This is a genomic window from Bradyrhizobium sp. BR13661 (assembly GCF_029892425.1).
Lineage (GTDB): Bacteria > Pseudomonadota > Alphaproteobacteria > Rhizobiales > Xanthobacteraceae > Bradyrhizobium.
Genome location: NZ_JARXWB010000032.1, coordinates 22,971 through 44,530, shown reverse-complemented (window position 1 = coordinate 44,530; position 21,560 = coordinate 22,971). Strand labels below are relative to the sequence as shown.

The window sequence follows — 21,560 nt, the reverse complement described above, 5'->3', positions numbered from 1 at the left end:
GGCCGGAACGATGACAGATCAAAGCTCCAGCAGGCCGCCGTCCCCATTTTCGTCGGCGAAGGCCAGCAGCGTGCCCTTGGCGTTCCAGGCGAGGCCTGCGACCGGCGGCGTGCCGTTGCGGCGGACCAGGATCTCGGCGCCGTCTTCCAGCCGCACCATCAGCACGGTGCCGTCACTGTAGCCGCAGGCCAGAATGTCGTTCTTGGGGTGGCAGGCGACCACGGCCACGCGCGCCTGCAGCGGCGCGAGCATCGCGGGCTCCTTGCCCATCGGGCCGTCCTTGCTGGCGAACGGCCAGATGATGACGGTGTCGGCACCCGAGGTCGCGAGCCCCTTGCCGCCCGCGCTCCAGGACATCGAACGGACGCGGCCGGGATAGCCGGTCATCCGCATGTGCCTGTTATCGGCGAGCCGCCAGCCATGCAGGGCCGACTCGTGCATCGAGGTCACCAGAAACTTGTTGTCCGGGCTGAAGGTGACGCCGAGATGCGAGCCGGCCCAGGGCAGGAATTCGGCTGATCCGTCCATGTTGGGAAACCACAGCGTCGCGCCATTGTAATGCGCGATCGCGAGGCGCAGGCCTTTTGGGGCGAAGGCGAGGCCGCCGACGGTCGAGGGCACGTCGAGCGATTTCTCCTCGTTCTTGCCGCTCTTGACGGTCGCGGTCTTGCCGGCCGACCAGGCGTAAGCACCATCCGGATGCAACGCCACCGCATCGATCCAGCGCCGCTTCGGATCGGTCGCAAGCAGCGTCACCTCGCCCTTGGCGTCGAGCGAGACAACCTTACCGTCGTCGCCGCCCATGATGAGGCGCTTGCCGTCGGAGGCGGCCGAAAGAATGCCGCCGCTGTGCACGGCGACTGACGTGACCTCACCCTTGTCGTCGACAAACGCGACATTCTCCTCGGCACCGACAAAGGCGGCACGAGGTCCGAGGAAGTGCACCGAGGTCACGCCCATGCCGAGCGTCACAGGCTTGACGCGGTCGGTGACGGAGACGATCGAGGCGGAATCGGGGGCGGGCGTAAACTCTTTCATCACGAGACGATGCAGCTCTCGAAGCCGGTGCGAATGAGCTCTTCCGGCAATTCGCGGCCGATGAAGACAAGCCGGCTCTCGCGGGCCTCACCCTCCTTCCACTTCCGCTGGTGGTTGCCCTCCAGCATCATGTGGACGCCCTGGAACACGTAGCGATCATCGTCGTCGTGGAAGGCGAGGATACCCTTGGAGCGCAGGATCTTGCCGCCCTCGACCTGCACCAGGTTCTGGAGCCAGGGCATGAACACGTTGGGATCGAGCGGCTTGTCGGTCTTGAGCGAGAGCGACTGCATGTCCTCGTCGTGATAGTGCTTCAGGCCGTGACCGTGATCATGGTGATGATGATCGTGGTCGTGATGGTGGTGATGATCATGGTCGTGATCATGATCGTCGGCCACGAGGAAGTCAGGCTCGATGTCGAGGATGCGGTCGAGATCGAACGCGCCGCGATCGAGCACGTCGGCCAGCGCGACCGAGCAGCGCTCGGTGCGATGGAGTTTCGCATAGGGGTTGATGCCGCGGATGCGGGCCTCGACCTCGGCAAGCTCCGGCTTGGTGACGAGATCGGTCTTGTTCAGCACGATGACATCGGCGAAGGCGATCTGGTTCTTGGCCTCGGGCGCGTCCTTCAAACGGTCGGACAGCCACTTGGCATCAGCAACCGTGACGACTGCGTCGAGCCGCGCATTCTTCTGCACGTCCTCGTCGACGAAGAAGGTCTGGGCGACCGGCGCCGGATCGGCAAGGCCTGTGGTCTCGACGATGATGGCGTCGAACTTGCCCTTGCGCTTCATCAAGCCGTCCATGATGCGCACGAGGTCGCCGCGCACGGTGCAGCAGATGCAGCCGTTGTTCATCTCGAAAACTTCCTCATCGGCGCCGATGATGAGGTCGTTGTCGATGCCGATCTCGCCGAATTCGTTGACGATGACGGCGTATTTCTTGCCGTGGTTCTCCGACAGGATGCGGTTGAGCAGCGTGGTCTTGCCGGCACCGAGATAGCCGGTCAGGACGGTCACGGGAATTTTGGAGGCGGTCGCTTCAGACATAAGAACTCCGGACGTAGGCTGGTCGCGCGACGCGAGGCGGGGTGGCCCCCTGCCCTAATGGTCAAGCGCGCTGGTCAGGGCCTTTATATTGTGCCTGACCATGTCAATGTAAGTGGGTGCAGGCCCCTTTTCGGCGGTCAAACCGTCCGAAATCAGGGTCCCGCCGACCTTTGCGCCGGTCTCGGCCGCGATCCGCCGGATCAGCCGGTCATCGCTGATATTCTCAAGGAAAACGGCCGGAATTTTCTGCGCCTTGACCTGGCCGATGATGGCCGCAATGTCCCGCGCGCTGGGCTCGGTTTCGGTCGAAACGCCGAGGGGCGCGATGAACTGGATGCCGTATTCGGCGGCGAAATAGCCGAACGCATCATGGGTCGAGATCACCTTGCGCCGCTCGGGCGGAATTTTGGCCACGGACTCGCGAACCTCGCGGTCGAGCGCTTCGAGCTTTTCCAGATAGGCCCTGGCCTGGGCGCGGAAGAAGTCCGCATCATCAGGGTCCGCCGCGGCCAGCGCATTGGCGATGTCGGCCACGTAGATCCTGGCATTCGGCACGGACTGCCAGGCATGGGGATCGGCGGCCGAGCCGAGCTTGTGCGGGGCAATGCCGGCGCTCGCGGTGACGACCTTTGCCTTGCTGCCGGAGGACTGCACGAGGCGCGGCAGCCAGCCTTCGAGGCCGAGCCCGTTGACGATGACGAGCTTCGCATCCGCAATCCGCTTCGCATCGCTTGGCGCAGGCGTATAGACATGGACGTCGCTGTCGGGGCCGACCAGCGTCGTGACGTTGACCCGGTCACCGCCAACGTTGCGAACGAAATCGCCGAGGATCGAAAAACTCGCGACCACGTTGAGCCGTTCAGCCGCGTGCAGCGGCGAGGCTGATAGCAGCAAGGCAAGGAGAAGAACGCGCATCGTCACGCCTCCAGATGCCGGCCGGGAAACATCTGCCTGATGATGCCGCCGACACGGCCGAACAGGACGGAGACGATGTAGAGCACCGTCGCGACCAGAATGATCGCAGGGCCCGAGGGCACGCGGGTCTGGAACGACAGCACGAGACCGGCGTAGCCCGAGAGCGCAGCTGCGACGACCGCGATGCAGATCATGACGGTGAGATCGCGCGACCAGAATCGCGCGATACCCGCCGGCAGGATCATCAGGCCCACCGCCAGCAGCGTGCCGAGCGCCTGGAAGCCGTTGACGAGGTTGATCACGACCAACGCGAGGAAGGCCAGATGCGCGGGGCCGCCGGCGCGACTGACCGTGCGCAAAAATAGCGGATCGACGCTCTCGATCACCAGCGGGCGATAGATCACCGCGAGCACCAGCAGCGTCACCGTGGCGTTGAAGGCGACAACGAGCAGCGTCTGGTCGTCCATCGCGAGGATATTGCCGAACAAGACGTGCAGCAGATCGATATTGGTGCCCTTGATCGAGACGATGGTGACGCCCAGCGCCAGCGAGGCCAGATAGAAGGTCGCCAGCGACGCATCCTCCTTCAGCCCGGTCGAGCGCGCGACCACGCCGGCGAGGATCGCCACCGCAAAGCCGGCGATCAGCCCGCCGGCGGTCATCGCGAACAGATTGAGGCCGGAGAGCAGGAAGCCGACGGCCGCGCCGGGCAGGATCGCATGCGCCATGGCATCGCCGACGAGGCTCATCCGCCGCAGCATCAGGAACACGCCGATCGGCGCGCCCGCCAGCGACAGCGCGATCACGGCGGCCAGCGCCCGCCGCATGAATTCGAATTCGGTGAACGGGCCGATCAGCGCGTCATAAACCATCTGCAATCACGCCGCCCGCGAGCGTCCGTCCTCGGCACAGGCCGTGGCACTGTCGTCGAAGGCCTCGCACATCCGCATCGCGACCATCAGATTCTCCGGCGTCAGCACCTCCGCCGTCAGTCCCCAGGCCACCGGGCCGCGCGCCAGAATCAGCGTCTCGCTGAAATGGGTGCGCACCATCTCCATGTCGTGCAGCGCGGCGAGCACGGTGCGGCCCTCGCCGTGCCAGTGCTTCACCAGCGCGAGCAGATCGGCCGTGGTCTTGCTGTCGATGGCGTTGAAGGGCTCGTCGAGCACGATCAGGCGCGCATCCTGCAGCAGCACGCGCGCGAACAACACGCGCTGCATCTGCCCGCCCGAGAGCGTGCCGATGGGGCGGTTCTCGAAACCGTTGAGGCCGACGGAGGCGATCGCGCGAAGAATCTTTTGGCGCGCGGCCTTGCCGATGCCGCCGAACAGGGAGGTCAACCGCCACAGCCCGGTGCCGACGAAATCGAACACCGAGATCGGGAAGCTGCGGTCGATGTCCGCGCTCTGCGGCAGATAGGCGATGTCGCGGGCATCCAGCCCGCCGAGATGGATGCTGCCGTCGAGCGGCTTCAGGATGCCGACGATGCCACGCAGCAGGGTCGACTTGCCGGCGCCGTTGGGGCCGATCACCGCGACGAGCGCGCCGGATGCGATCTCGCCATTGAGATGGTGCACGGCCGGATGACGGTCATAGCCGAGCGTGACGTTGCGGAAGGCGAGCTGGGCCATAGTCACCTCATCGCCAGCCAAACGATGCCCCAGAGCACGGCGCAGACGGCGACGGCGGCCGAGAGGCGGCCGGCCATGGTCATGCGCAGGATCGACCAGGGCGCGTCCTGGGCCGGATGCGGCGAGGCCGCGTCGTGAACATGGGCGTGGGTGTGGTCGTGCCCATGCGAATGCCCGTGGTCATGGTCGTGGTCATGGTCGTGGTCATGGGAATGACCATGGGCATGATCGTGATGATGGGCGTGGGACGCGGCGGGAACCATGCTGATGACGTTATATTATAACATTACCCATGTCCACGGCCGGCTCAGGGCTTCCCGATCACCATCGCGATGGCAGCGGCCAGGAACGGGAACGGCACCGAGACAGCGCAGCGGAACCAGACGAAACGGGCCGGCATGAACGGGATTTCCCACAAAATCACCCGCTGGAAGGCAAAAAGGGCCCAGGCGACGACATAGGCGACCACCTGGGGCACCCCGCCGCCCGACTTCAGGGCAACGGTGCCAATGGAAAAGCCGATCACCGGGCCGCCGGGGGTGGCGGCGCCGGCAATCACCGCGCTCGTGACCCCCAGCCAGCCGCTGTCGGGGCCGAGCCAGCCGGTGATCACCTCCTGCGGGATGATGGCGGCGATGTAGCCGGAGCCGATCACGCCCAGCGCGATCCGCGGCACGATGTTGACGAAATCCATCGTGCCCTCGCGCAGCGAGGCCTTGAACACGGGAGGCCCCCGGCGGAACGCAATCAGGCCGACGCCGAACACCGAGCCCCAGAGCAGCATATCGATGAGCAGCGCTGCGCTCATGCCGCATCCTCGTCGGCGTCGCGCTTCGGATAGACCCGGACATAGACGAAGCGGCCGAGCGCGCCTGCCAGCACCGGCAGCGGCAGCGAGATCAGGATCCGCCACAGCGTGAAGTCGGTGCCCATGATCGGGATTTCCCAGGCGACCGCGCGGCCGTAACCGATCAGCGTCCAGCTCACGACCATGGCGATGGTGGCGCCGAAATCGGCGCCGACGGCCAAGAGCGCGCTCGCGACGGGATAGGCGGTGAAGGGACCGCCTGGCAGGATCGCCCCGAAGGCGGTGCCGATCAGAAGGCCCTTCAGGCCGGATTTCGGCCCGAGCGAGCGCGAGACTTTTTCGTGCGGCAGGATTTCCGAGATGAACGCGCCGAGCAGGCAACCGGCCAGCACGCGCGGCAGGATGCCGCCGAACAATGAGAGATCGTGGGTGAGGATTTCGAGCACGCCGTCGGTGCCGTCACGGCGCCAGACCAGGGCCGCACTGACCGCCACCAGCACGGCGATGATGATCGTCGACCAACCGATCGGCTTGCGGATGCGTCCGGGCCGCGGCTCGTCCTCGGCAGGCGCCGGATTATTCGGGAGTGGATCTGACAACGGGCGGGATCGGCTCGAGGGTGATGCCCGTCCTGATTAAGCGCGCCGCCGAGGTGATGCAAACGGTAGGATCACAGGCCGATACGCGCGCCGCGCAGGACAATTCCGCACAGCAAAAAGGCGGCCGCGTGAGCGACCGCCTTTGTTGTCATTCCCGGGCGCGCGAACTTACACCTTGTCGAACAGGGACTCGACGTATTCCCAGTTCACGAGGTTCTCGACGAACGCCTTGAGATAGTCGGGGCGGCGGTTGCGATAGTCGATGTAGTAGGAGTGCTCCCAGACGTCGCAGCCGAGGATCGGGGTGGCGCCGTGCACCAGCGGATTCTCGCCGTTCGGGGTCTTGGAGATCTCGAGCTTGCCGTTCTTGACCTGGAGCCAGCACCAGCCGGAGCCGAACTGGCCGACGCCCGCCGCCTGGAAGTCGGTCTTGAACTTCTCGAAGCCGCCGAGGTCTTCGTTGATCTTCTTCTCGAGCTTGCCCGGCAGCTTGGTGCCGCCGCCATTGGGCTTCATCCAGCTCCAGAAGTGGATGTGGTTGTAGTGCTGGCCCGCATTGTTGAACACCGCGGGGTTCTTGCCGAACGAGCCCTGGACGATCTCCTCCAGGGATTTGCCTTCCCATTCGGTGCCCTTGAGCGCGTTGTTGCCGTTGGTGACGTAGGCCTGATGATGCTTGTCGTGGTGGAATTCCAGCGTCTCCTTCGACATGAACTGGCCGAGGGCGTCATAGGCGTAAGGGAGTGGGGGCAGCGTGAATGTCATGGGTTCTTGTCCGCAACTGGTGGGGAACGTTCTAACGGTCACCCCTTATAGAAGGTTCCTGCGCCGTTAAATACCGCCAATTTGCGAAAAGGCGCGACCGCGGTCGCATGGCCTGATTGCGTCCGGCCCGCGGATAGAATTAAATCCGCAAATTATTGTTGCGAATGAAATGTTTAACTTGAGGGTGGTCGAAATGTCCAAATTCAAGTCCGCCTGCATTTTCAGCACGCTCGCCGCCACCTTCTTGCTGATGCCTCCGGAAAGCGATGCCGCCGGCGTCACCGCGCGCGCCAAATTCTCGTTCGACGCGCTAGCCGATTGCGAGCAACCTTCCGTGAAGGATTTTCCCGTTCATGCCGAGGGCACCGGCATGCTGTCGACAGACCGCACCGCCAGGCTCGACATGCAGTCCAATATCGAGGGCCATACGGAATATACGGCGAAGCTCGGCGCCAAGCCGACGGAAGCGATAGGCGGCTCCGCGTCGCTGCGCGTGGCGGGCAAGCACACGTTGAAAGCCGTGCGCGAATATCCGAACAATTACATCATCGTCTACATGACGGTGATTGGGAATGCATGCTCGCTACGAATCGAGAACCGGCTAAAGCCGGGCAAACGACAATACGCCTTCGAGGGCAAGACAGGCACCGCGCTGTGCTCGAAACCGCGGATCGTGCGCAGCGAGTGCACGCCGTACTGAGAGCTTCTACTCGCAGAAGGAGTTGCCGCCATAGACGAAGCAATGGCGGCCGCCTCCTCCGGTGGCACGCCGCGGGGCTGATGTTGCCTTGCGTTCGGGCCGCTTCTCGCAGGTGTTTTTGGCGCCGAGCACGTAGCCGTCATCGCAGACGATCTTGACGCAAGCCTCGCCGCTCGCACGGAAGCCGCGGTCGCATTCGAGCGGGCAGACGCGCCCGGCCTTGGCGCGGACACTGTCCAGCGCATCAAGGCTTGCAAGCTTGACGTCGAATTTGGTGCCGGCATTGTCGTTGAATGCCGCGAGCGCCCGCCTTGCCGATGCATCCCATTCGCTGCCGACGTCGCCCGCCTTGCAGCCAACCCGCTTCAGCTCAGCCTGGAGCAGTCGCGGAAGATCCGGCCATGGCGATGGCTCCGGCTTGACCTCGGCTGGCGCGCGCGAGGCGACGGCCACTTCGACAGGCTTGTCAACAGGCTTGGCTGGCTCCACTGCCGGCGGCGCCGGTTTCGCCACGACGTCCGGCGGCGGAGCCTGTGGCCTGCCCTGCTCCAGCTTGTTGCGCTGGGACCTGGCGAGATCGGCATAGAAGCCGCTCGGATGCGCGGCAATGAAGGACTCCCACGCTTCCCGCGTGCCGACGCGTTCGGCAAGCTCGTAGTCGGCACGGATATCGGAGTTGGCCGCCGGGGGCGACGCCGCTACCGGCACCAGCACGACGTCGTTACCGCCGAGCGAACCATAGACAAACGGCTCCTGCTTGTTACTGGTCGCATTCATCACGTCGTCACGAACCAGCCTGAAAGCCTTGCCAAGCTCAAGGCCCGGCGTTCCCAGATATTTCAGCAGCGAGGTGGTGAAGGGGCTGTTTTTCGTGTCACCGTCCTGGGCGGTCGATCCGCCCTTTGCCGCGAAGGCGATAAGGGTGTTCGGCCGCGACGGTTCGACGCCCGCAAGGCCCCGGCCCAGCGAGCGCGAGGCCACCGTTCGCTTCATGCTCTTGACGAAGGGATTGTCCCGGCAGGCATCGAGGATGACGAGACGCAACTGTTTGGCGGGCTCGATGGCCTGCAGGATCCGATCGAGCGCGATCGCCTCGTCATAGGCGTCGGTGTCGCGCTCCAGCACGGCATCCACCGGAATGAGATAGTTGGTCCCGTCGACCTCCATGCCATGGCCGGCATAATAGATCACGGCGATGTCGGCATCGCGCGTCTTCTCGGTGAAGTCGCGCAGCGCACGCCGCATATCCGTGTTCTTCAGATCGCGGCGACTTTCGACGACGTCGAAAGCGGCCTTCCTGAACAAATTTGCGATGGCGTCGGCGTCATTGGCCGGATTGGCAAGCGCCACCACAGTCTGGTAGTTGGAGTTGCCGACCACGAAAGCCACACGCTTGTCGGCCATCGCCGGGCCACTGGCGCAGCCAACCAGCAAGACCGTCAGCAAAGGGGCGACCAGCCGGCGCATCGAAACTCCAGCGTTCCAACGGGGCGAGCATATCATTCACCTCTATCCCGGCAACCGAGCGCCGTCTGTGATAGAAATCACCGATCTCCTACCGCCCTGCAACAAATCCGCGACCACCATGAGCATCGAAATCGACATTTTGAACGGCGACGCCTCATGGAAGATCGCTGAACCGCTGCATCAGGCGGTCTGGGGCCCGCAACAGGTCGCGGACAAGCCCTGGGCCCACGTCAAATGGGCCAATGCCGATTTACGGGTATTGATCGAGACTCCCGAAGACGGCCTCGTCTGCCACGTCGGCATCTATTTCCGCACCGTCACCTGGAATGGGCAGAAGGTGCATATCGGCGGCATCGGCGGCGTCTGCACGCGCGAGGATCGCCGCGGCCGCGGCTATGCGACCATGGCGATCGACGCGGCGGTGCATACCATGCGCGCCAATGAGGCGGTTCGTTTTGCACTCCTGTTCTGCGAGCCGCACAATTTCGCGTTCTACCAGGCCCGCAGCTGGCTGCCCTTCAAGGGCGAGGTCTATTGCGAGCAGCCTGGGGCGCGAATCCGCTTCGACGCCATGGCGCCCTATGTCTTCAACATCGTCCGCGCGCCGACGCTCGGCACCATCGACCTGTGCGGCCTGCCCTGGTGACAGGTTGGAGCGCGGGAATTTGACTCCATCAGGCGTTGCACGATCCAAATTTGCTGCTATGGAGACGCCTCCATTCCGAGGTCCTCCCATGTCCCGCAGATTTGCCGTTCTCACCGTCCTTCTGGCTGCCTTGTCTGGCGCGACGGCCGCCCAGGCGCAGAGCGCCGAGGCGAGCGGGACCTGGCTGACCCAGGCAGGCGATGCCCGCGTGAAAATCAGCAAATGCGGCGGCGGCATCTGCGGCGTGATCGTCTGGCTGAAGGAGCCGTACGATACCGCCACCGGCAAACCCGCGACCGACAGCAAGAATCCCAATCCCGCTCTCGCCAAGCGGCCGATGATCGGACTGCCGCTGTTCTCCGGCATGCAGCCCGCGGGACCAAACAAATGGTCGGGCCATATCTACAATGCCGATGACGGCAGCACCTATGCGAGCAGCATCGCGGTGACGGGCGCTGACACATTGCGTGTGGAAGGCTGCGTCGGCGCGCTCTGCGGCGGCGAGACCTGGACGCGCGCGGGCCGCTAAGGCGCCGTAGCGACCATCGCCTTCAGCGCCGTTGCCGCCGAGGCGTAGCCGCCGCGGGCGCCGTCGATGAAGTGCACGTGGTCGCTGCGCAGCGCCGAGGGCGTGAAGCAAGTCATCATCGCGGCATCCTGTTGGTAGAGGCCATAGCGCACAATGCCGTCGCGCGCCGCGGTGGCGAGACGATCGCTCAGGGCGCGCTCGAGCTCGACCGTGCAGTCGAGGATCATGCGCAGGCCGTCGTCATATTTGCGGAAGTCGGAATTCTCGACCACCTGGCGCTTGTAGACTTTCGGCAGGAAGCCGCCGGCCTTGATGTCGAAGCGCATCAGGAGATAGGCGAAAAACGTAAAGGCAAGCAGGCCGGCGCGGCGCTTGAGCAGCGAGCCTCCGCGCATCGCCCGTGCCTCGTAGTCGAGCCCCTGCGGCGGCCATTTCAGCGGCGGGCCCTGCGGCGGCACGGGACGGCCGGCCTCCGGGCTGCGCTCGACGAGATGGATGATGTCCTCGATCACCTTGCGGAAGGCGAGCGGATCGGCGCCAGCAGCCGGCATCACCAGCACCGAGAGGATCAAACCGCGCGAGGCCGGGATCACCTCGAAGCGGCAGGACAGGCCGGAGAGATCGGGCTGCGTGCCCGCGGGCGCCTCGGTCACCGCGAACTCGCCGCGCTTCATCGCCGCGTCGGCGAAGGCCAGTCCCCCGCCGGAGAACATCGCATAGGACAGATTGGCGGACGGGCCGAAGCGCGCGACGCGCACGTCGAGGCCTCTGGCGCGGATGGCGCTGACGGGCACCAGCGCGACGCGCATCTTCAGATCGAGATCTTCCCGCACCCAGGTCGCGGTCGCGGCCAGGGCTTCGCGCGCCAGTTCGAGATCATCAGGCGCAACGGCAAAACTCGCGCCGTCGCCGCCGAACACGAAGGGAAATTCGCGTCCCTCCAGCGCATTCGTCACCGCCGCGATCACCGCGGCCCCGGCCATGTTGACCGCCTTGTAGCGCTGCGCTGCAATCGCCTTGGTGGAATCGACGATGTCGGCGACGCCAATGCTCCAGTCCTCCGGCAGCGGCAAATACAGCGCCGGGTCCATCAGGCTGGTGAAGCCGCGGAAGACCGGGATGCTGCCGTAAAATGATTCGCCTGGGGTCATCGCGCGATGCCGGATGGTTGGGACGCGTCCGAACGAGATACGGGGCAGGATCGATCGGGGTTCTCGATCTTTGGCCGAAATGACGCCGGACGACAAGGTCGCGCCGCGCCGCAATTCCGCCCGTCGTCATTGATCGGCATCAAACTGCCGGCCGGGCATCACGCCTAGTGTTGAATCAACTAAGGGTCACACGGGGCGATCGGGGTGTCTGACTTCGGCGAAAAGGATTCCACTGCTCCGTTGCCCCCGCGCAGGGGAGGCCAGATCGTCAGCGCGGTCAGGATGCCGGAGCGACTGACCGCGGCCGTGGACGTCTGGGCCAGGGCCCATTATCAGTCGCGCTCGGACGCGATCTGCAAGCTGGTCGAGCTGGGCCTCAAGATTGCGCCCGCGGCACCGGCATCGCCGGGCGCGGTCACGTCAGACCCGACCAAGATCGAGGAAGTCGCGGTGCACGAGATCGAGGCTCTGCTCGATCCCGCATTGCCCGCGGACGAGCGAGAGCGCCGCATTCGTCGCCTGACCGAGGGACCTCCGGAATTCACGCACGAGCGGATTGACCTGCCAAAACATCAGCCGTGAGCGTTGGCGGCGTTAATGCAGCTTCTCGTCCTGGCGCTTGCGCACGCTTGGCGACGGCGCGCCATGACAGCCGACCAGCCGCACGAATTGCTGCGGATACATTTCATGGCCGTGGCTGCCGGAGTTTTGATGCGACATTGGCGGGCAGCGGACATTGTCCAGTTTTGCGGACGATGGCTCCGGTGAGGCCTGACCCTTAGTCGCAACGTTGATGTTTGGCGTTGCCATATTTTGAGAAGCCATGGACTGCTCCTTGTCGTTTAGGGCAGCTCGATTGACGTAACTCTGACATCTTACGACCAAATCCGGCTTGATGTCATTGCGCCGGGTCAACAGAATTTTGACGGGGGAGTTCCGCTTCTAGGCCGTGTTCCCGGCGTCGATCGTGAACACTGTGCCGGTCACGTTGCGGCCGCCCTCGCCGAGCAGATATTCAACCATGCGCGCGACGTCGTCGGTCTCCGGCAGGCGGCGCAGCGCGCTGCGTCCGGCGATGCGCTTGCGGCCGTCGTCGGAGAGATTGTGCGTCAGCTCGGTGTCGATGAAGCCGGGCGCGATCGCATTCACGGTGATGCCGAGCTTGCCGACCTCGCGCGCGAGCGAGCGGGTGAAGCCGGTCGCGGCCGCCTTGGTCGCGCCGTAGACCGAGAGGCCGTTATAGCCCGTGGTCGCGATGATCGAGGAGATGTTGATGATGCGGCCGGCGCCGTCGGCCATCATCTGGCGCGCGACATACTTGGTGAGGATGATCGGCGACAGCACGTTGAGCTGCACCAGCGACTCGATCTCGGAATTGTGCATGGTCGCGAGCAGGCCCTCGGTGCCGAGGCCGGCATTGTTGACGAGGCCGTAGGTCGGACCAAACTCATCGCGCACGAGTTTTGCGAAAGCCGGGATCGCGTCGACCACCGCCAGATCGCAGGAGCGGAAATGCAGGCGTCCATCGGACTCGGCGATCGCGGCCTTCAGTTCGTCGCTCTCGCGCCGCGCCGCCGCAATCACGTTGTAGCCAGCGCCAGCCAGACGCTTGCCAATCGCAAGACCAATACCGCGGCTGCCGCCGGTGACGAGAACATTATGCATCGGTGCGCGCCAGTTTGCCGGCCGGGGTGACGTCGAGTGCCTCGACGAAGCGGATCACCGCGGGCACCTTGTGCGCGGCGAGCTGTGCCCTGCACTGATCCAGGATCTGGTCGCGGATTTCCTTCGCGCGCGCCTGATCGGTGCCCTCAGCGAGGATCACGTCGGCGACGACGATGCCGCCGGTGATCGGGCTGCGCCGCGACTTCGCCCGTGACATCCGCACGTCAGGGTGACGGTTGATGGCCGCCTCGATTTCCTCAGGATGAACCTTGAGCCCGCCGATATTGATGATGCCACCGCGGCGGCCGACGAAGTAGTAGCGATCACCGCGCAATTCGACGATGTCGCCGCTGTCGACGAAACCGTCGCCATCGGTGAGCGCGGCGGCGCTGCGGCCGATATAGGCATGCGCGGTGCGCGTTGAACGGATACGTAGCGAGCCGTCGACGACCTTCATCTCGACGCCGTTGCGGTTGCCGAGATAGCTGGCGGGAAAACCCTCGAGCCCGTCATTGACCGCAAAGCCGACGCCGGCCTCGGTCGAGGCATAGGCGTGCCCGACGGAGGAATTGGGGAAGGCGGCCTTGAGGCCGTCAAGCACCGCCTGGTCGGCGATCTCACCGGAGAGCCGAACGTAACCCGGCGCGAATTGCGCGGCCGAACCGCTCATCAGGAGCTTGCGCCAGTGCGAGGGCGTGCCGGAAATATGGGAGACACCGCGCGCATTCAGCCGCGCGACGTGATCGGCGAGCGCTTCGTGCGGATCAGACAGCACCATGGAGCCGCCGGAGAGGATGGCGCGGAGGAATATCTGCAGGCCGCCATAGCGGCGGATGTCGTAGAACGTGGCCCAGACCGGCGCGAGTCCCTTCGCAGGACCTTCGGCGACGATGGCACCGGTGAGCGCTTCCAGCGTGTGCCCGACGATTTTCGGCACGCCCGATGTGCCCGAGGTCAGCATCAGCCATTCGGTGGCACGCTCAGTCCTGGCGGGCGCAGTGTCTTGAAGCGGCAATCGTGCGGTGACGACCAGCGACACGGAGGTCTCAGTCCAGCGATCGGGTTCGTCAGTGACGACAGCATCGATTCCGGCATCCGCGATCAGCGCATCCAGATGCGCCGGGTTGAGATCGGGCGGGCAGAGCAGCATGCGACGGGCGATGCCGTCGAGCTCGATCATGGCAAGGCCGGAGCGGAGCTGGTCCGACAGTTTCAAGAGGACGGCGCGGCCAGACAGCTCAGGCAGGCGGCCACCGAGGACCGTCTGCGACAGGATGTCGGTCAGCGACACGACATCGTGCGCATCCGAAAGCGTACGGCCTTTCAGCTCCGCGCCGAGATGATCGCGGAGCGCAAAGATCTCACGCGGGGACATTTTCGTAGGCCCGCACGAAATCGCCCACGGTGGCGGGGAACGCTGCGTCCTCGGAAATGGTGAAGGGGTCGACGCCGGTCTCGTCCTCGAGACGGGCGACCAGGATGGCGAATGCGAGCGAGTCGAAGCCCGTTTCATGCAGGGACAGATCGTCCGAGAGCGCGGGAAGCGCGACGTGCTGCTCCTTGGCGATCTGCTGGATTGCTTCGATGACCTTGGACCTTACCGACATGACTGGCTCGCCTCTTCCTTAGTTAATCGATCGTATCTCTTGCGGCGGCTCTTGATGACCGCCTCCCATGGCCATGTGTTTACCCGACAGAAGTAAATGGGCTCTTGGACAATTCAGATAAAATTGGACCTATCTGCCGATTTTGGTTCCGCTACAGCCGGATCGTGCCATCCACGATCCGCGCAAGGACCACGGAATCAAGCGCGATATAGGCACCGGATATCGGATCGAGCATGAAGACCGGATCAGCGAACGCATTGGGGTCAAACCCCTCGCGCGCGAGCTCGCCCTTCTTTTGCTTGAACGTCTCGGTCGCATCGAGCTCGCGCGAGATGCGGACGAACACGGGGCGGGCATAGGCCGGCAAGCGCTGCGCGAGGTGCGGCGGCAATGCCTCGATATCGAAACCCTCGTTCACGACGATCGCACTCATGCCGGCACGGCCATCGGCTCCGGGAACGCTGACGCCGTAGGTAGTGGCATCGACGACGCCGGTGAAATCGCGCACGGCATCGTTGACCTCCGAAGTCGCGACGTTTTCGCCCTTCCAGCGGAAGGTATCGCCGATGCGATCGACGAAGTGGAAAAAGCCCTTGTCGTCGAGCCGCATCAGGTCGCCGGTACGGAACCAGGCATCGCCCTTGGCGAAGACGTCGCGCAGGATCTTCTTCTCGGTCTCGCCGGCATCTGTATAGCCCTCGAAGCGGCCACCGCCTTCATCCGCCTTGCCGATGCGGCCGATCGCTTCGCCCGCCTCACCGCGAGCGCATGCGATGCAAAAGCCCTCGTCATTGCGCAGCGGCGCACCGCTATCGGGATCGAGCTTGACGAGATTTGCCGGGAAACGATGCGCCAGCAGCGGCGGGATACGGCCGATTGCGCCGGGCTGACCCTCGACGTTGAACAGCGAGAAATTGCCTTCAGTCGCGGCATAGAATTCGAGAATGCGAGGAATGGCGAAGCGGCCCTGGAAATCTTCCCAGATATCGCCGCGCAACCCGTTGCCGCAGACGAGCCGCAGCCGATGACGGTTTTCGTATTCCGACGGCGGCGCCTTGAGCAGATAGCGACAGAGCTCGCCGATATACTGGAACAGCGTGCAATCGTGCCGCACGATATCGGACCAGAAGCTCGAGGCCGAAAATTTCTCGGCAATCACCACCGAGCCGCCGGCAGCAAGCATGCTGCAGGGCGCAACGATGCCGCCGACCGAGTGAAACAACGGCAGGCAATCATACAGCCGGTCCTGCGGCGTCGCGCCGGTAAGACCGGCAAACCAGAAGCCCCAATTGAGGATGCGGCGATGGCTGATGCTGGCAGCCTTCGGTAATCCCGTCGTGCCTGACGTGTAGATCAGCAGCGCGCGGTCATCGATGGTGACGTCGCCGCGCTCCTCAGGCGAGAGCGGACCATCGTCCAGCGCGGCAAGCGCAACATCGATCGCGTGCTCGCTGCGCGCATCGCCATGGGTCCAGATCTTGGCGTCAGTCTTCAGATGCTGACTTGCACTTTCCAACGTCTCCGCGAGCTCATGCGCGACGACGATGTACGAGGGCTTGGCCACATCGATGCAATGCGCGAGCGATTGGCCGACCAGCTTGGTGTTGAGGAGTGCGACCACGCCGCCGACACGGCTGATGCCGAGCCAGGCCGCGACATAGTCGATGCCGTTCGGCATGATCAGGCCGACGGTGTCGCCTTTGGCCACGCCAACCGAGCGCGCCCAGCGCGCATAGCGATTGATGCGCTTCGACAGAGCATCATAATCCAGTGTTGCGTCGTCCGTAACCAGCGCGACGCGGTCGGGCTGGCGCCGTGCCCAATCATCGATAACGTCGGCGAACAAGCGTCCCGGCAAGGTCTCGATCCGCGCGGTCAGCTCGATCGCCTTCAGCCAGATCTTCGAAGCCGACGGCGCGCGCGCCGCCTTCGCTTGCTCGATGACGCCGGTGGTCATGTCGTTCATTCTTTCGGGCGGTATCTGCTTGTTGCCGGCAGATTAGCCCGCGCGCCCTGCCCAGGTGTTAAGAGACAAGGTAAAACTCGGTTAGCTCTCGATTAACTGCGATCATCCTTTACCAAACCGGCGGGATCGGCGTGCGGCCTGCCGCGATTCTTGCGATAGCAACTCCAGTCATTCGGGCGCGCTAAGCGCGCGCCACTTCGCCCCGCGCGAGAGAACTGGAGGCCACGATGATCACCAGGCGACATGTCCTTCAGACCGCGACTTGTGCCGCGGCTGCGCTCACGGCGCCACTTGCCTTTGCCCTCGGCAATCCGTCCTATCCTTCGCGCAGCGTGAAATGGGTGGTGCCTTATGCACCCGGAGGCGCCACCGACGTGCTGTCGCGGCTGATCTGCCAGCGCCTCTCCGACCGGCTTGGCCAGACCTTCATCGTCGAGAACAAGCCCGGCGCCGGCAGCAATATCGGCACCCAGGCGGTGATCAATTCGGCACCGGACGGCTACACGCTGCTACTCACCTCGACTGCAAATGCGATCAACGCCTCATTCGATCCGGCGCTGCCGTATGACTTTGCCAAAGGCATCGCACCGGTCGCCGGCGTCGCGCGAATTCCGCTGGTGCTGGTCGTCAACAACGATCTTCCGGTCAGCAACGTCGCCGACTTCATCGCCTACGCCAAGGCCAATCCCGGCAAGATGTCGATCGCCTCCTCCGGCATCGGCACCTCGCTGCATCTCTCCGGCGAGCTGTTCAAATCGATGGCCGGCGTGCAGTTCACGCACGTGCCCTATCGCGGCTCCGCGCCGGGGCTGACCGACGTGATGAGCGGCCAGATTCAGGGCATGTTCGACAACGTCACCTCGTCCTTCGAGCTGGTGCGCGCCGGCAAGCTGCGTGCGCTCGGCGTCACCACGCGCGAGCGCTCGGACATCCTGCCCGACGTGCCGCCGATCGCGGATTCGCTGCCTGGCTACGAGACATCGTCCTTCTACGGCGTCGGCGCGCCCTACGACACGCCGCGCGAGATCGTCGACCTGCTCAACCGTGAGATCGATGCGGCGCTCTCCGACGCCGGGATCAAGGCGCGCATTGCCGAACTCGGCGCGATCCCGCTGCACGGCAATGCCGGCGAGTTCGGCGGCATGCTCACCGCCGAGACCGAGCGGTGGCGCAAGGTGGTATCACTGTCGGGGATCAAGAAGGAATAGCTTGCCCCCGCGGGCGCAAGCCACGCTCGTGCGCGGCCCGTCAGTGCACCTTCTTGTAGCGCCTGCGCGGTGTGTGCTCGTCGAACGCGTAGTATGGATTGACGTCGCAGCTGGCCGCGAGGCCCGATGCCGTCGCTCGGCACTGCTCCAGCGACGTGAACGAGCAATCGAAATAGCCGCCGCCGCCACCACCACCCAAGCCACCGCCGCCACCCGAGTATTTGTGCATGCACACCGGGTAGCGCGGATCATAGGTCTGGGCGCTGGCATCTGCCACGACGAACAGCGTGGCAATGGCGGTGAGGATCAGGAGAGGCAGGCGCATGGACATTTCCTCGAATTCGCGGCGTCGGCGGATATGACGCCGACGCCTCCTATGACACAACACCACACCGGAAGCGACTGTTCCTGGGGACAATGACGGCAAGGTGAGCGCGCCGCACGCGCTACCCGCCCAGCCCCTGCAACACCAGCCGGTTCAACCGCGCCGCAAACGCCGCCGGATCCTCCGGCAGTTCGCCATCCAGGATCTGCGCCTGTTCGAGCAGGAGCAGGCTGAGATCGTCGACCGTCTTGGAGCCGGCCTGGGATCTGGAGATCGCCGTGACCATCGGGTGGCGCAGATTGATCTCCAGGATCGGCTTGGTGCGCATGCCGCGGTTCTGCTGCGCCAGGATGCGCTCGAGCTCGCGGCTCGGGCCCTGGCTGTCGGCGACCAGGCAGGAAGCGGAGCTGGTCAGGCGGGTCGAGGCCTTGACGTCGCTGACGCGCTCGCCGAGCGCCGCCTTGATCACGGCGATGGTGGCGGCCTCGTCTGCCGCGGGCTCGTCTTTCTTCGCCTCGTCCTTGTCGTCGACGCGCGGGATCAAGTCGAGATTGAGGTCGCCCTGGCTCAGGGATTTCAGCGGCTTGCCCTCGAACTCCGTCGGCATCGAGGTCCAGAAGGCGTCGACCGGGTCGGACAGCAGCAGCACCTCGATGCCGCGCGCGGCCGCGGCCTCGAGCCGCGGACTGGATTTCAGCCGCTCGATGCTCTCGCCGACCAGATAATAGATCTCGGTCTGGTTCGGCTTGAAATCGGCGATGACGTCCTTGAGCGCGCGCTTCTCACCTGATGTGGTGGTGAAGCGCGACAGAGCCAGCAGCTTCTCGCGACGCTCGAAGTCCTCGTAGATGCCCTCTTTCAGCACGGCACCGAAGGCGTCCCAGATTTTTGCGAAATTCTCGACGTCCTTCTCGGCGAGGCTTTCGAGCTCGTTGACGACCCGGGTCGCCACCGCTTTCCGGATCTGGGCCAGTTGCGGGTTGTTCTGGAGCATCTCGCGCGAGATGTTGAGCGGGAGATCCTCGCTGTCGACGACACCGCGGATGAAGCGCAGATAGCCCGGCAAGAGGTCGGCATCATCGGTGATGAAGACGCGGCGGACGTACAACTTGACGCGGCCCTTGCGGTTCGGCTCGAACAGGTCGAACGGCTTCGTCGACGGCGCGAACAGCAACACGGCGTAGGAGTAGCGCCCCTCGGCGCGATAATGCAGCGTCATCGCGGGGTCGTCGAAGGCGGATGCGATCTGCTGATAGGCCTTCTTGTAGTCTTCAGTCGAAAGCTCGGATTTCGAGCGCTGCCACAGCGCGCTCGCCGAATTGATCTGGCGCGCCTCGCCTTCTTCCGGCACCAGCTCGATGGGAAACAGGATGTTGTCGGAATAGGCGTGGACGATGCGCTCGATCTCGTAGGTTTCGAGATATTTCTTGGCGTCGTCCTTCAGGTGCAGGACGATCTCGGTGCCGCGCTGAACGCGCGCCGCCTCGTCGTCACTGGCACGCGCGATCTCGAAGCCGGAGCCGCCCGACGACGTCCAGGTCCAGACGTCGCTCTCGCCGGCACGGCGGCTGATGACGACGATCTTGTCGGCGACCATGAAGGCGGAATAGAAGCCAACGCCGAACTGGCCGATCAGGCCGAGGCCGTCCTTGGCCTCCTTCAGCTTCGAGACGAAGGCCTTGGTGCCGGAGCGGGCAATGGTGCCGAGATGGTCGATCAGCTCCTGCCGCTCCATGCCGATGCCATTGTCGGCGATCGTGAGCGTCCCAGTGGCCTTGCTCGGGATGATCCGGATCTTGAGCGCATCGCCCTCGCCCAGCAGGGCGGGATTGGCGATCGCCTCATAGCGCAGCTTGTCGCAGGCATCCGAGGCGTTGGAGACGAGCTCGCGCAGGAAAATGTCGGTCTCCGAATAGACGGAATGCACCATCAGGTGCAGCAGCTCGGAAACCTCGGCCTGGAAGGGCTGCGTATGCGTGGCGGTGTCTGACGTCGTCATGCGTTTACCCGGTCAATCGGAAATGGAGAAAGCCGGGATATAGCGCGACGGGAAAAGGGATCAAGTGCACATGCAAAATGGCCCTCCCGCCGGGAAGGCCTTTCTCCAACACAGCCGACATCGAGGCAGCCGATGCGGATCAGGTCACGCAGCGACCGGGCTGCAGCAGCTTTGCGACCTCGGTCAGGGAGCTGACCATGGGCTCGCAGGCGATGGTCGGCTTGCGACCCTGCTTCAGCAGCGTGGAGGCCGGCTTGGCATTGCCAGTCTCGATGGAAGCGGGGACGCGGAGCAGCACCGACGTACCGGGCAGGTCGTTCAGTCGCATCGAGACGGTTCGGGTGGGAACCGCTGCCGGCTTCATCTCGGCGAGCCGGTCGGACTTGACCGACCGATTGACGTTTTGACTTGCGAGGTTGCGGCCTGAGGTCTGGGCCGGCTGATCAGCGACCGCGTCCCACCGGTCGGCCAGATCATGGCCGGCGGCCAACTGCACGGCGCCGACCTGGACGACGCCCAACGTCGCGGCGAGTGCGACGGCACCAAAGAATACCTTTTGAATCTGTGGCATGGCTGTCGATCCCTCGCCCCATGGCGATCGCGGGAACAACGCGAAGGGAGGACCGGAGTTTCCGGAACGTTAAGATCACTTAACCGTGTGCTAAATTCACGCCAGGCCGCACAAAGACGCCGCACAAAAAATTTTGCAGGTCCCTGGAACGACTCTCGCGCCCGGGAGTCGTCTCCACAGCCGGCTATTCCCCCCTGCCCCATAAGCCGGCGACGTAGGGCGCGACTGTGGTGATGCCAGTCGCGCCTTACTTTTGTCTGGGGCTCACTTTGCTTGCTTACTTGGCCTTCCCAGCGAGCCAGTCCCGTCCCTCGCCATAGAGCTTCTCGACCTCGGGGCCGATCAGGCCTGGCATGTCCCGCTTGACCTTGTAGCCGATCAGCTCCTGCATGTAGGCGAGGTGGCGGTAACCCTCGGGCAGCGCGGCCAGCGCCGTCTGGTCGAGGCGAAGATTTGCTGCGGGGTCGACCGGGTCGATCCGGTCCTTCTCGTAGATCGGCTGGCGGCGGACGATGCCCCATTGGCTCTTCCGCTTCTCCAGGAAATCGTAGAAGCGCCCGGTGCAGACGACGTCGCAGAGCACGTCGTGCACCAGAGCCCGTTGCGAAATCGTCATCTTGGTCTGGGCGATGGCCCGCTCACCCTGGAGATCAATGCTGGTGCCGCCGAGGAAATGCAGGATGCGCACGCCCCTGGCAAAGCCCTCCTGGCTGACGCGCATGAACTCCCGCGCCGGCCCCTGAAACCAGGTCGCGGACATCCAGCCCTCTTCATGCCAGACGGTGGCAAACCGCTCCCAATCGCCGGCATCGCGCCACACCGCCCAATTCTCGACGAGGTCGCGGATGGCGAGGCGGTCGAGCAGTTGCTGGTCCATGGGCACGTCCCTCCCGGCGGCTTGAGGCTGCGATGAATGTCATC

General features: G+C 64.4%; 25 protein-coding genes. 5 read left to right on the top strand and 20 right to left on the bottom strand.

Going from position 1 to position 21,560, the window contains the following annotated elements; translation table 11 throughout:
• Nucleotides 1-18: 18 nt before the first annotated feature.
• The 9 genes from M2427_RS34730 to M2427_RS34690 all read right to left on the bottom strand — a co-directional run bounded on the left by M2427_RS34730 (nt 19) and on the right by M2427_RS34690 (nt 6,805).
• Nucleotides 19-1,038 carry a WD40 repeat domain-containing protein gene (locus M2427_RS34730; RefSeq protein WP_280711317.1) on the bottom strand — a complete coding sequence of 340 codons (1,020 nt, stop codon included), beginning with the start codon at nt 1,036-1,038 and terminating at the stop codon, nt 19-21.
• On the bottom strand, nt 1,038-2,087 hold the full coding sequence (locus M2427_RS34725; protein ID WP_280711316.1) for a GTP-binding protein: 1,050 nt from the start codon (nt 2,085-2,087) through the stop codon (nt 1,038-1,040). The genes M2427_RS34730 and M2427_RS34725 overlap by 1 nt, the downstream gene beginning before the upstream one ends.
• Nucleotides 2,088-2,141: 54 nt before the next feature.
• Entirely contained in the window at nt 2,142-3,002 is an 861-nt protein-coding gene (locus M2427_RS34720) for a zinc ABC transporter substrate-binding protein (RefSeq protein ID WP_280711315.1), read from the bottom strand.
• 2 nt (nt 3,003-3,004) lie between these two features.
• The gene (locus M2427_RS34715) at nt 3,005-3,874 is read right to left on the bottom strand and encodes a metal ABC transporter permease (RefSeq protein WP_280711355.1); all 870 of its coding nucleotides are present in this window, start codon (nt 3,872-3,874) and stop codon (nt 3,005-3,007) included.
• A gap of 6 nt (nt 3,875-3,880) precedes the next feature.
• Nucleotides 3,881-4,633 (bottom strand): ABC transporter ATP-binding protein, encoded by a 753-nt coding sequence (locus M2427_RS34710; RefSeq protein WP_280711314.1) that lies wholly within the window; start codon nt 4,631-4,633, stop codon nt 3,881-3,883.
• A 2-nt stretch (nt 4,634-4,635) separates the two neighbouring features.
• Entirely contained in the window at nt 4,636-4,896 is a 261-nt protein-coding gene (locus tag M2427_RS34705) for a hypothetical protein (protein ID WP_280711313.1), read from the bottom strand.
• A gap of 44 nt (nt 4,897-4,940) precedes the next feature.
• Complete coding sequence (locus M2427_RS34700; protein WP_280711312.1) at nt 4,941-5,441, bottom strand: hypothetical protein; 501 nt, start codon at nt 5,439-5,441, stop codon at nt 4,941-4,943.
• Nucleotides 5,438-6,040 (bottom strand): permease, encoded by a 603-nt coding sequence (locus M2427_RS34695; RefSeq protein WP_280711311.1) that lies wholly within the window; start codon nt 6,038-6,040, stop codon nt 5,438-5,440. The genes M2427_RS34700 and M2427_RS34695 overlap by 4 nt, the downstream gene beginning before the upstream one ends.
• Nucleotides 6,041-6,208: 168 nt before the next feature.
• Entirely contained in the window at nt 6,209-6,805 is a 597-nt protein-coding gene (locus M2427_RS34690) for a superoxide dismutase (RefSeq protein WP_280711310.1), read from the bottom strand.
• A gap of 193 nt (nt 6,806-6,998) precedes the next feature.
• Between M2427_RS34690 and M2427_RS34685 the strand changes: the two genes are divergently transcribed.
• A complete protein-coding gene (locus M2427_RS34685; RefSeq protein ID WP_280711309.1) occupies nt 6,999-7,505 on the top strand; it encodes a hypothetical protein in 507 nt (168 codons plus the stop codon).
• Nucleotides 7,506-7,511: 6 nt separating this feature from the next.
• Here the strand turns inward: M2427_RS34685 and M2427_RS34680 are convergent, their stop codons facing one another.
• Entirely contained in the window at nt 7,512-8,972 is a 1,461-nt protein-coding gene (locus M2427_RS34680) for a caspase family protein (RefSeq protein ID WP_280711308.1), read from the bottom strand.
• A gap of 118 nt (nt 8,973-9,090) precedes the next feature.
• On the opposite strand from M2427_RS34680, the gene M2427_RS34675 reads away from it, so the two are divergent.
• Both M2427_RS34675 and M2427_RS34670 read left to right on the top strand, forming a co-directional pair.
• The gene (locus M2427_RS34675) at nt 9,091-9,618 is read left to right on the top strand and encodes a GNAT family N-acetyltransferase (RefSeq protein ID WP_280711307.1); all 528 of its coding nucleotides are present in this window, start codon (nt 9,091-9,093) and stop codon (nt 9,616-9,618) included.
• Between the two features lie 88 nt (nt 9,619-9,706).
• Nucleotides 9,707-10,147 carry a DUF2147 domain-containing protein gene (locus M2427_RS34670; protein WP_280711306.1) on the top strand — a complete coding sequence of 147 codons (441 nt, stop codon included), beginning with the start codon at nt 9,707-9,709 and terminating at the stop codon, nt 10,145-10,147.
• Here the strand turns inward: M2427_RS34670 and M2427_RS34665 are convergent.
• The gene (locus tag M2427_RS34665; RefSeq protein WP_280711305.1) at nt 10,144-11,298 is read right to left on the bottom strand and encodes a DUF3095 domain-containing protein; all 1,155 of its coding nucleotides are present in this window, start codon (nt 11,296-11,298) and stop codon (nt 10,144-10,146) included. The genes M2427_RS34670 and M2427_RS34665 overlap by 4 nt on opposite strands.
• Before the next feature lie 198 nt (nt 11,299-11,496).
• Between M2427_RS34665 and M2427_RS34660 the strand changes: the two genes are divergently transcribed.
• A complete protein-coding gene (locus M2427_RS34660) occupies nt 11,497-11,880 on the top strand; it encodes a hypothetical protein (RefSeq protein WP_280711354.1) in 384 nt (127 codons plus the stop codon).
• A 12-nt stretch (nt 11,881-11,892) separates the two neighbouring features.
• Here M2427_RS34660 and M2427_RS34655 read toward each other — a convergent pair whose 3' ends face one another.
• From M2427_RS34655 to M2427_RS34635, 5 genes are all read right to left on the bottom strand, one after another.
• Complete coding sequence (locus M2427_RS34655) at nt 11,893-12,108, bottom strand: hypothetical protein (RefSeq protein WP_280711353.1); 216 nt, start codon at nt 12,106-12,108, stop codon at nt 11,893-11,895.
• 132 nt (nt 12,109-12,240) lie between these two features.
• The gene (locus tag M2427_RS34650) at nt 12,241-12,963 is read right to left on the bottom strand and encodes an SDR family NAD(P)-dependent oxidoreductase (RefSeq protein WP_280711304.1); all 723 of its coding nucleotides are present in this window, start codon (nt 12,961-12,963) and stop codon (nt 12,241-12,243) included.
• Nucleotides 12,956-14,338, bottom strand: coding sequence for a fatty acid--CoA ligase family protein (locus M2427_RS34645; RefSeq protein WP_280711303.1), 1,383 nt, complete (start codon nt 14,336-14,338; stop codon nt 12,956-12,958). The genes M2427_RS34650 and M2427_RS34645 overlap by 8 nt, the downstream gene beginning before the upstream one ends.
• Complete coding sequence (locus M2427_RS34640; protein WP_007597226.1) at nt 14,325-14,570, bottom strand: acyl carrier protein; 246 nt, start codon at nt 14,568-14,570, stop codon at nt 14,325-14,327. Before M2427_RS34640 ends, M2427_RS34645 begins: the two co-directional genes overlap by 14 nt.
• Before the next feature lie 151 nt (nt 14,571-14,721).
• Nucleotides 14,722-16,536, bottom strand: a complete 1,815-nt coding sequence (locus tag M2427_RS34635) for a long-chain-acyl-CoA synthetase (RefSeq protein ID WP_280711302.1) — start codon at nt 16,534-16,536, stop codon at nt 14,722-14,724.
• 227 nt (nt 16,537-16,763) lie between these two features.
• On the opposite strand from M2427_RS34635, the gene M2427_RS34630 reads away from it, so the two are divergent.
• Nucleotides 16,764-17,744 (top strand): tripartite tricarboxylate transporter substrate binding protein, encoded by a 981-nt coding sequence (locus M2427_RS34630; protein ID WP_280711301.1) that lies wholly within the window; start codon nt 16,764-16,766, stop codon nt 17,742-17,744.
• 40 nt (nt 17,745-17,784) lie between these two features.
• On the opposite strand, the gene M2427_RS34625 is transcribed toward M2427_RS34630, so the two are convergent.
• The 4 genes from M2427_RS34625 to M2427_RS34610 form a co-directional block, all read right to left on the bottom strand.
• Complete coding sequence (locus M2427_RS34625; protein WP_280711300.1) at nt 17,785-18,069, bottom strand: DUF3551 domain-containing protein; 285 nt, start codon at nt 18,067-18,069, stop codon at nt 17,785-17,787.
• 121 nt (nt 18,070-18,190) lie between these two features.
• On the bottom strand, nt 18,191-20,068 hold the full coding sequence (gene htpG, locus M2427_RS34620) for a molecular chaperone HtpG (RefSeq protein ID WP_280711299.1): 1,878 nt from the start codon (nt 20,066-20,068) through the stop codon (nt 18,191-18,193).
• Nucleotides 20,069-20,207: 139 nt separating this feature from the next.
• Entirely contained in the window at nt 20,208-20,639 is a 432-nt protein-coding gene (locus M2427_RS34615; protein WP_280711298.1) for a hypothetical protein, read from the bottom strand.
• A gap of 277 nt (nt 20,640-20,916) precedes the next feature.
• Nucleotides 20,917-21,516 carry a nuclear transport factor 2 family protein gene (locus M2427_RS34610; protein ID WP_280711297.1) on the bottom strand — a complete coding sequence of 200 codons (600 nt, stop codon included), beginning with the start codon at nt 21,514-21,516 and terminating at the stop codon, nt 20,917-20,919.
• Between the last annotated feature and the right edge of the window lie 44 nt (nt 21,517-21,560).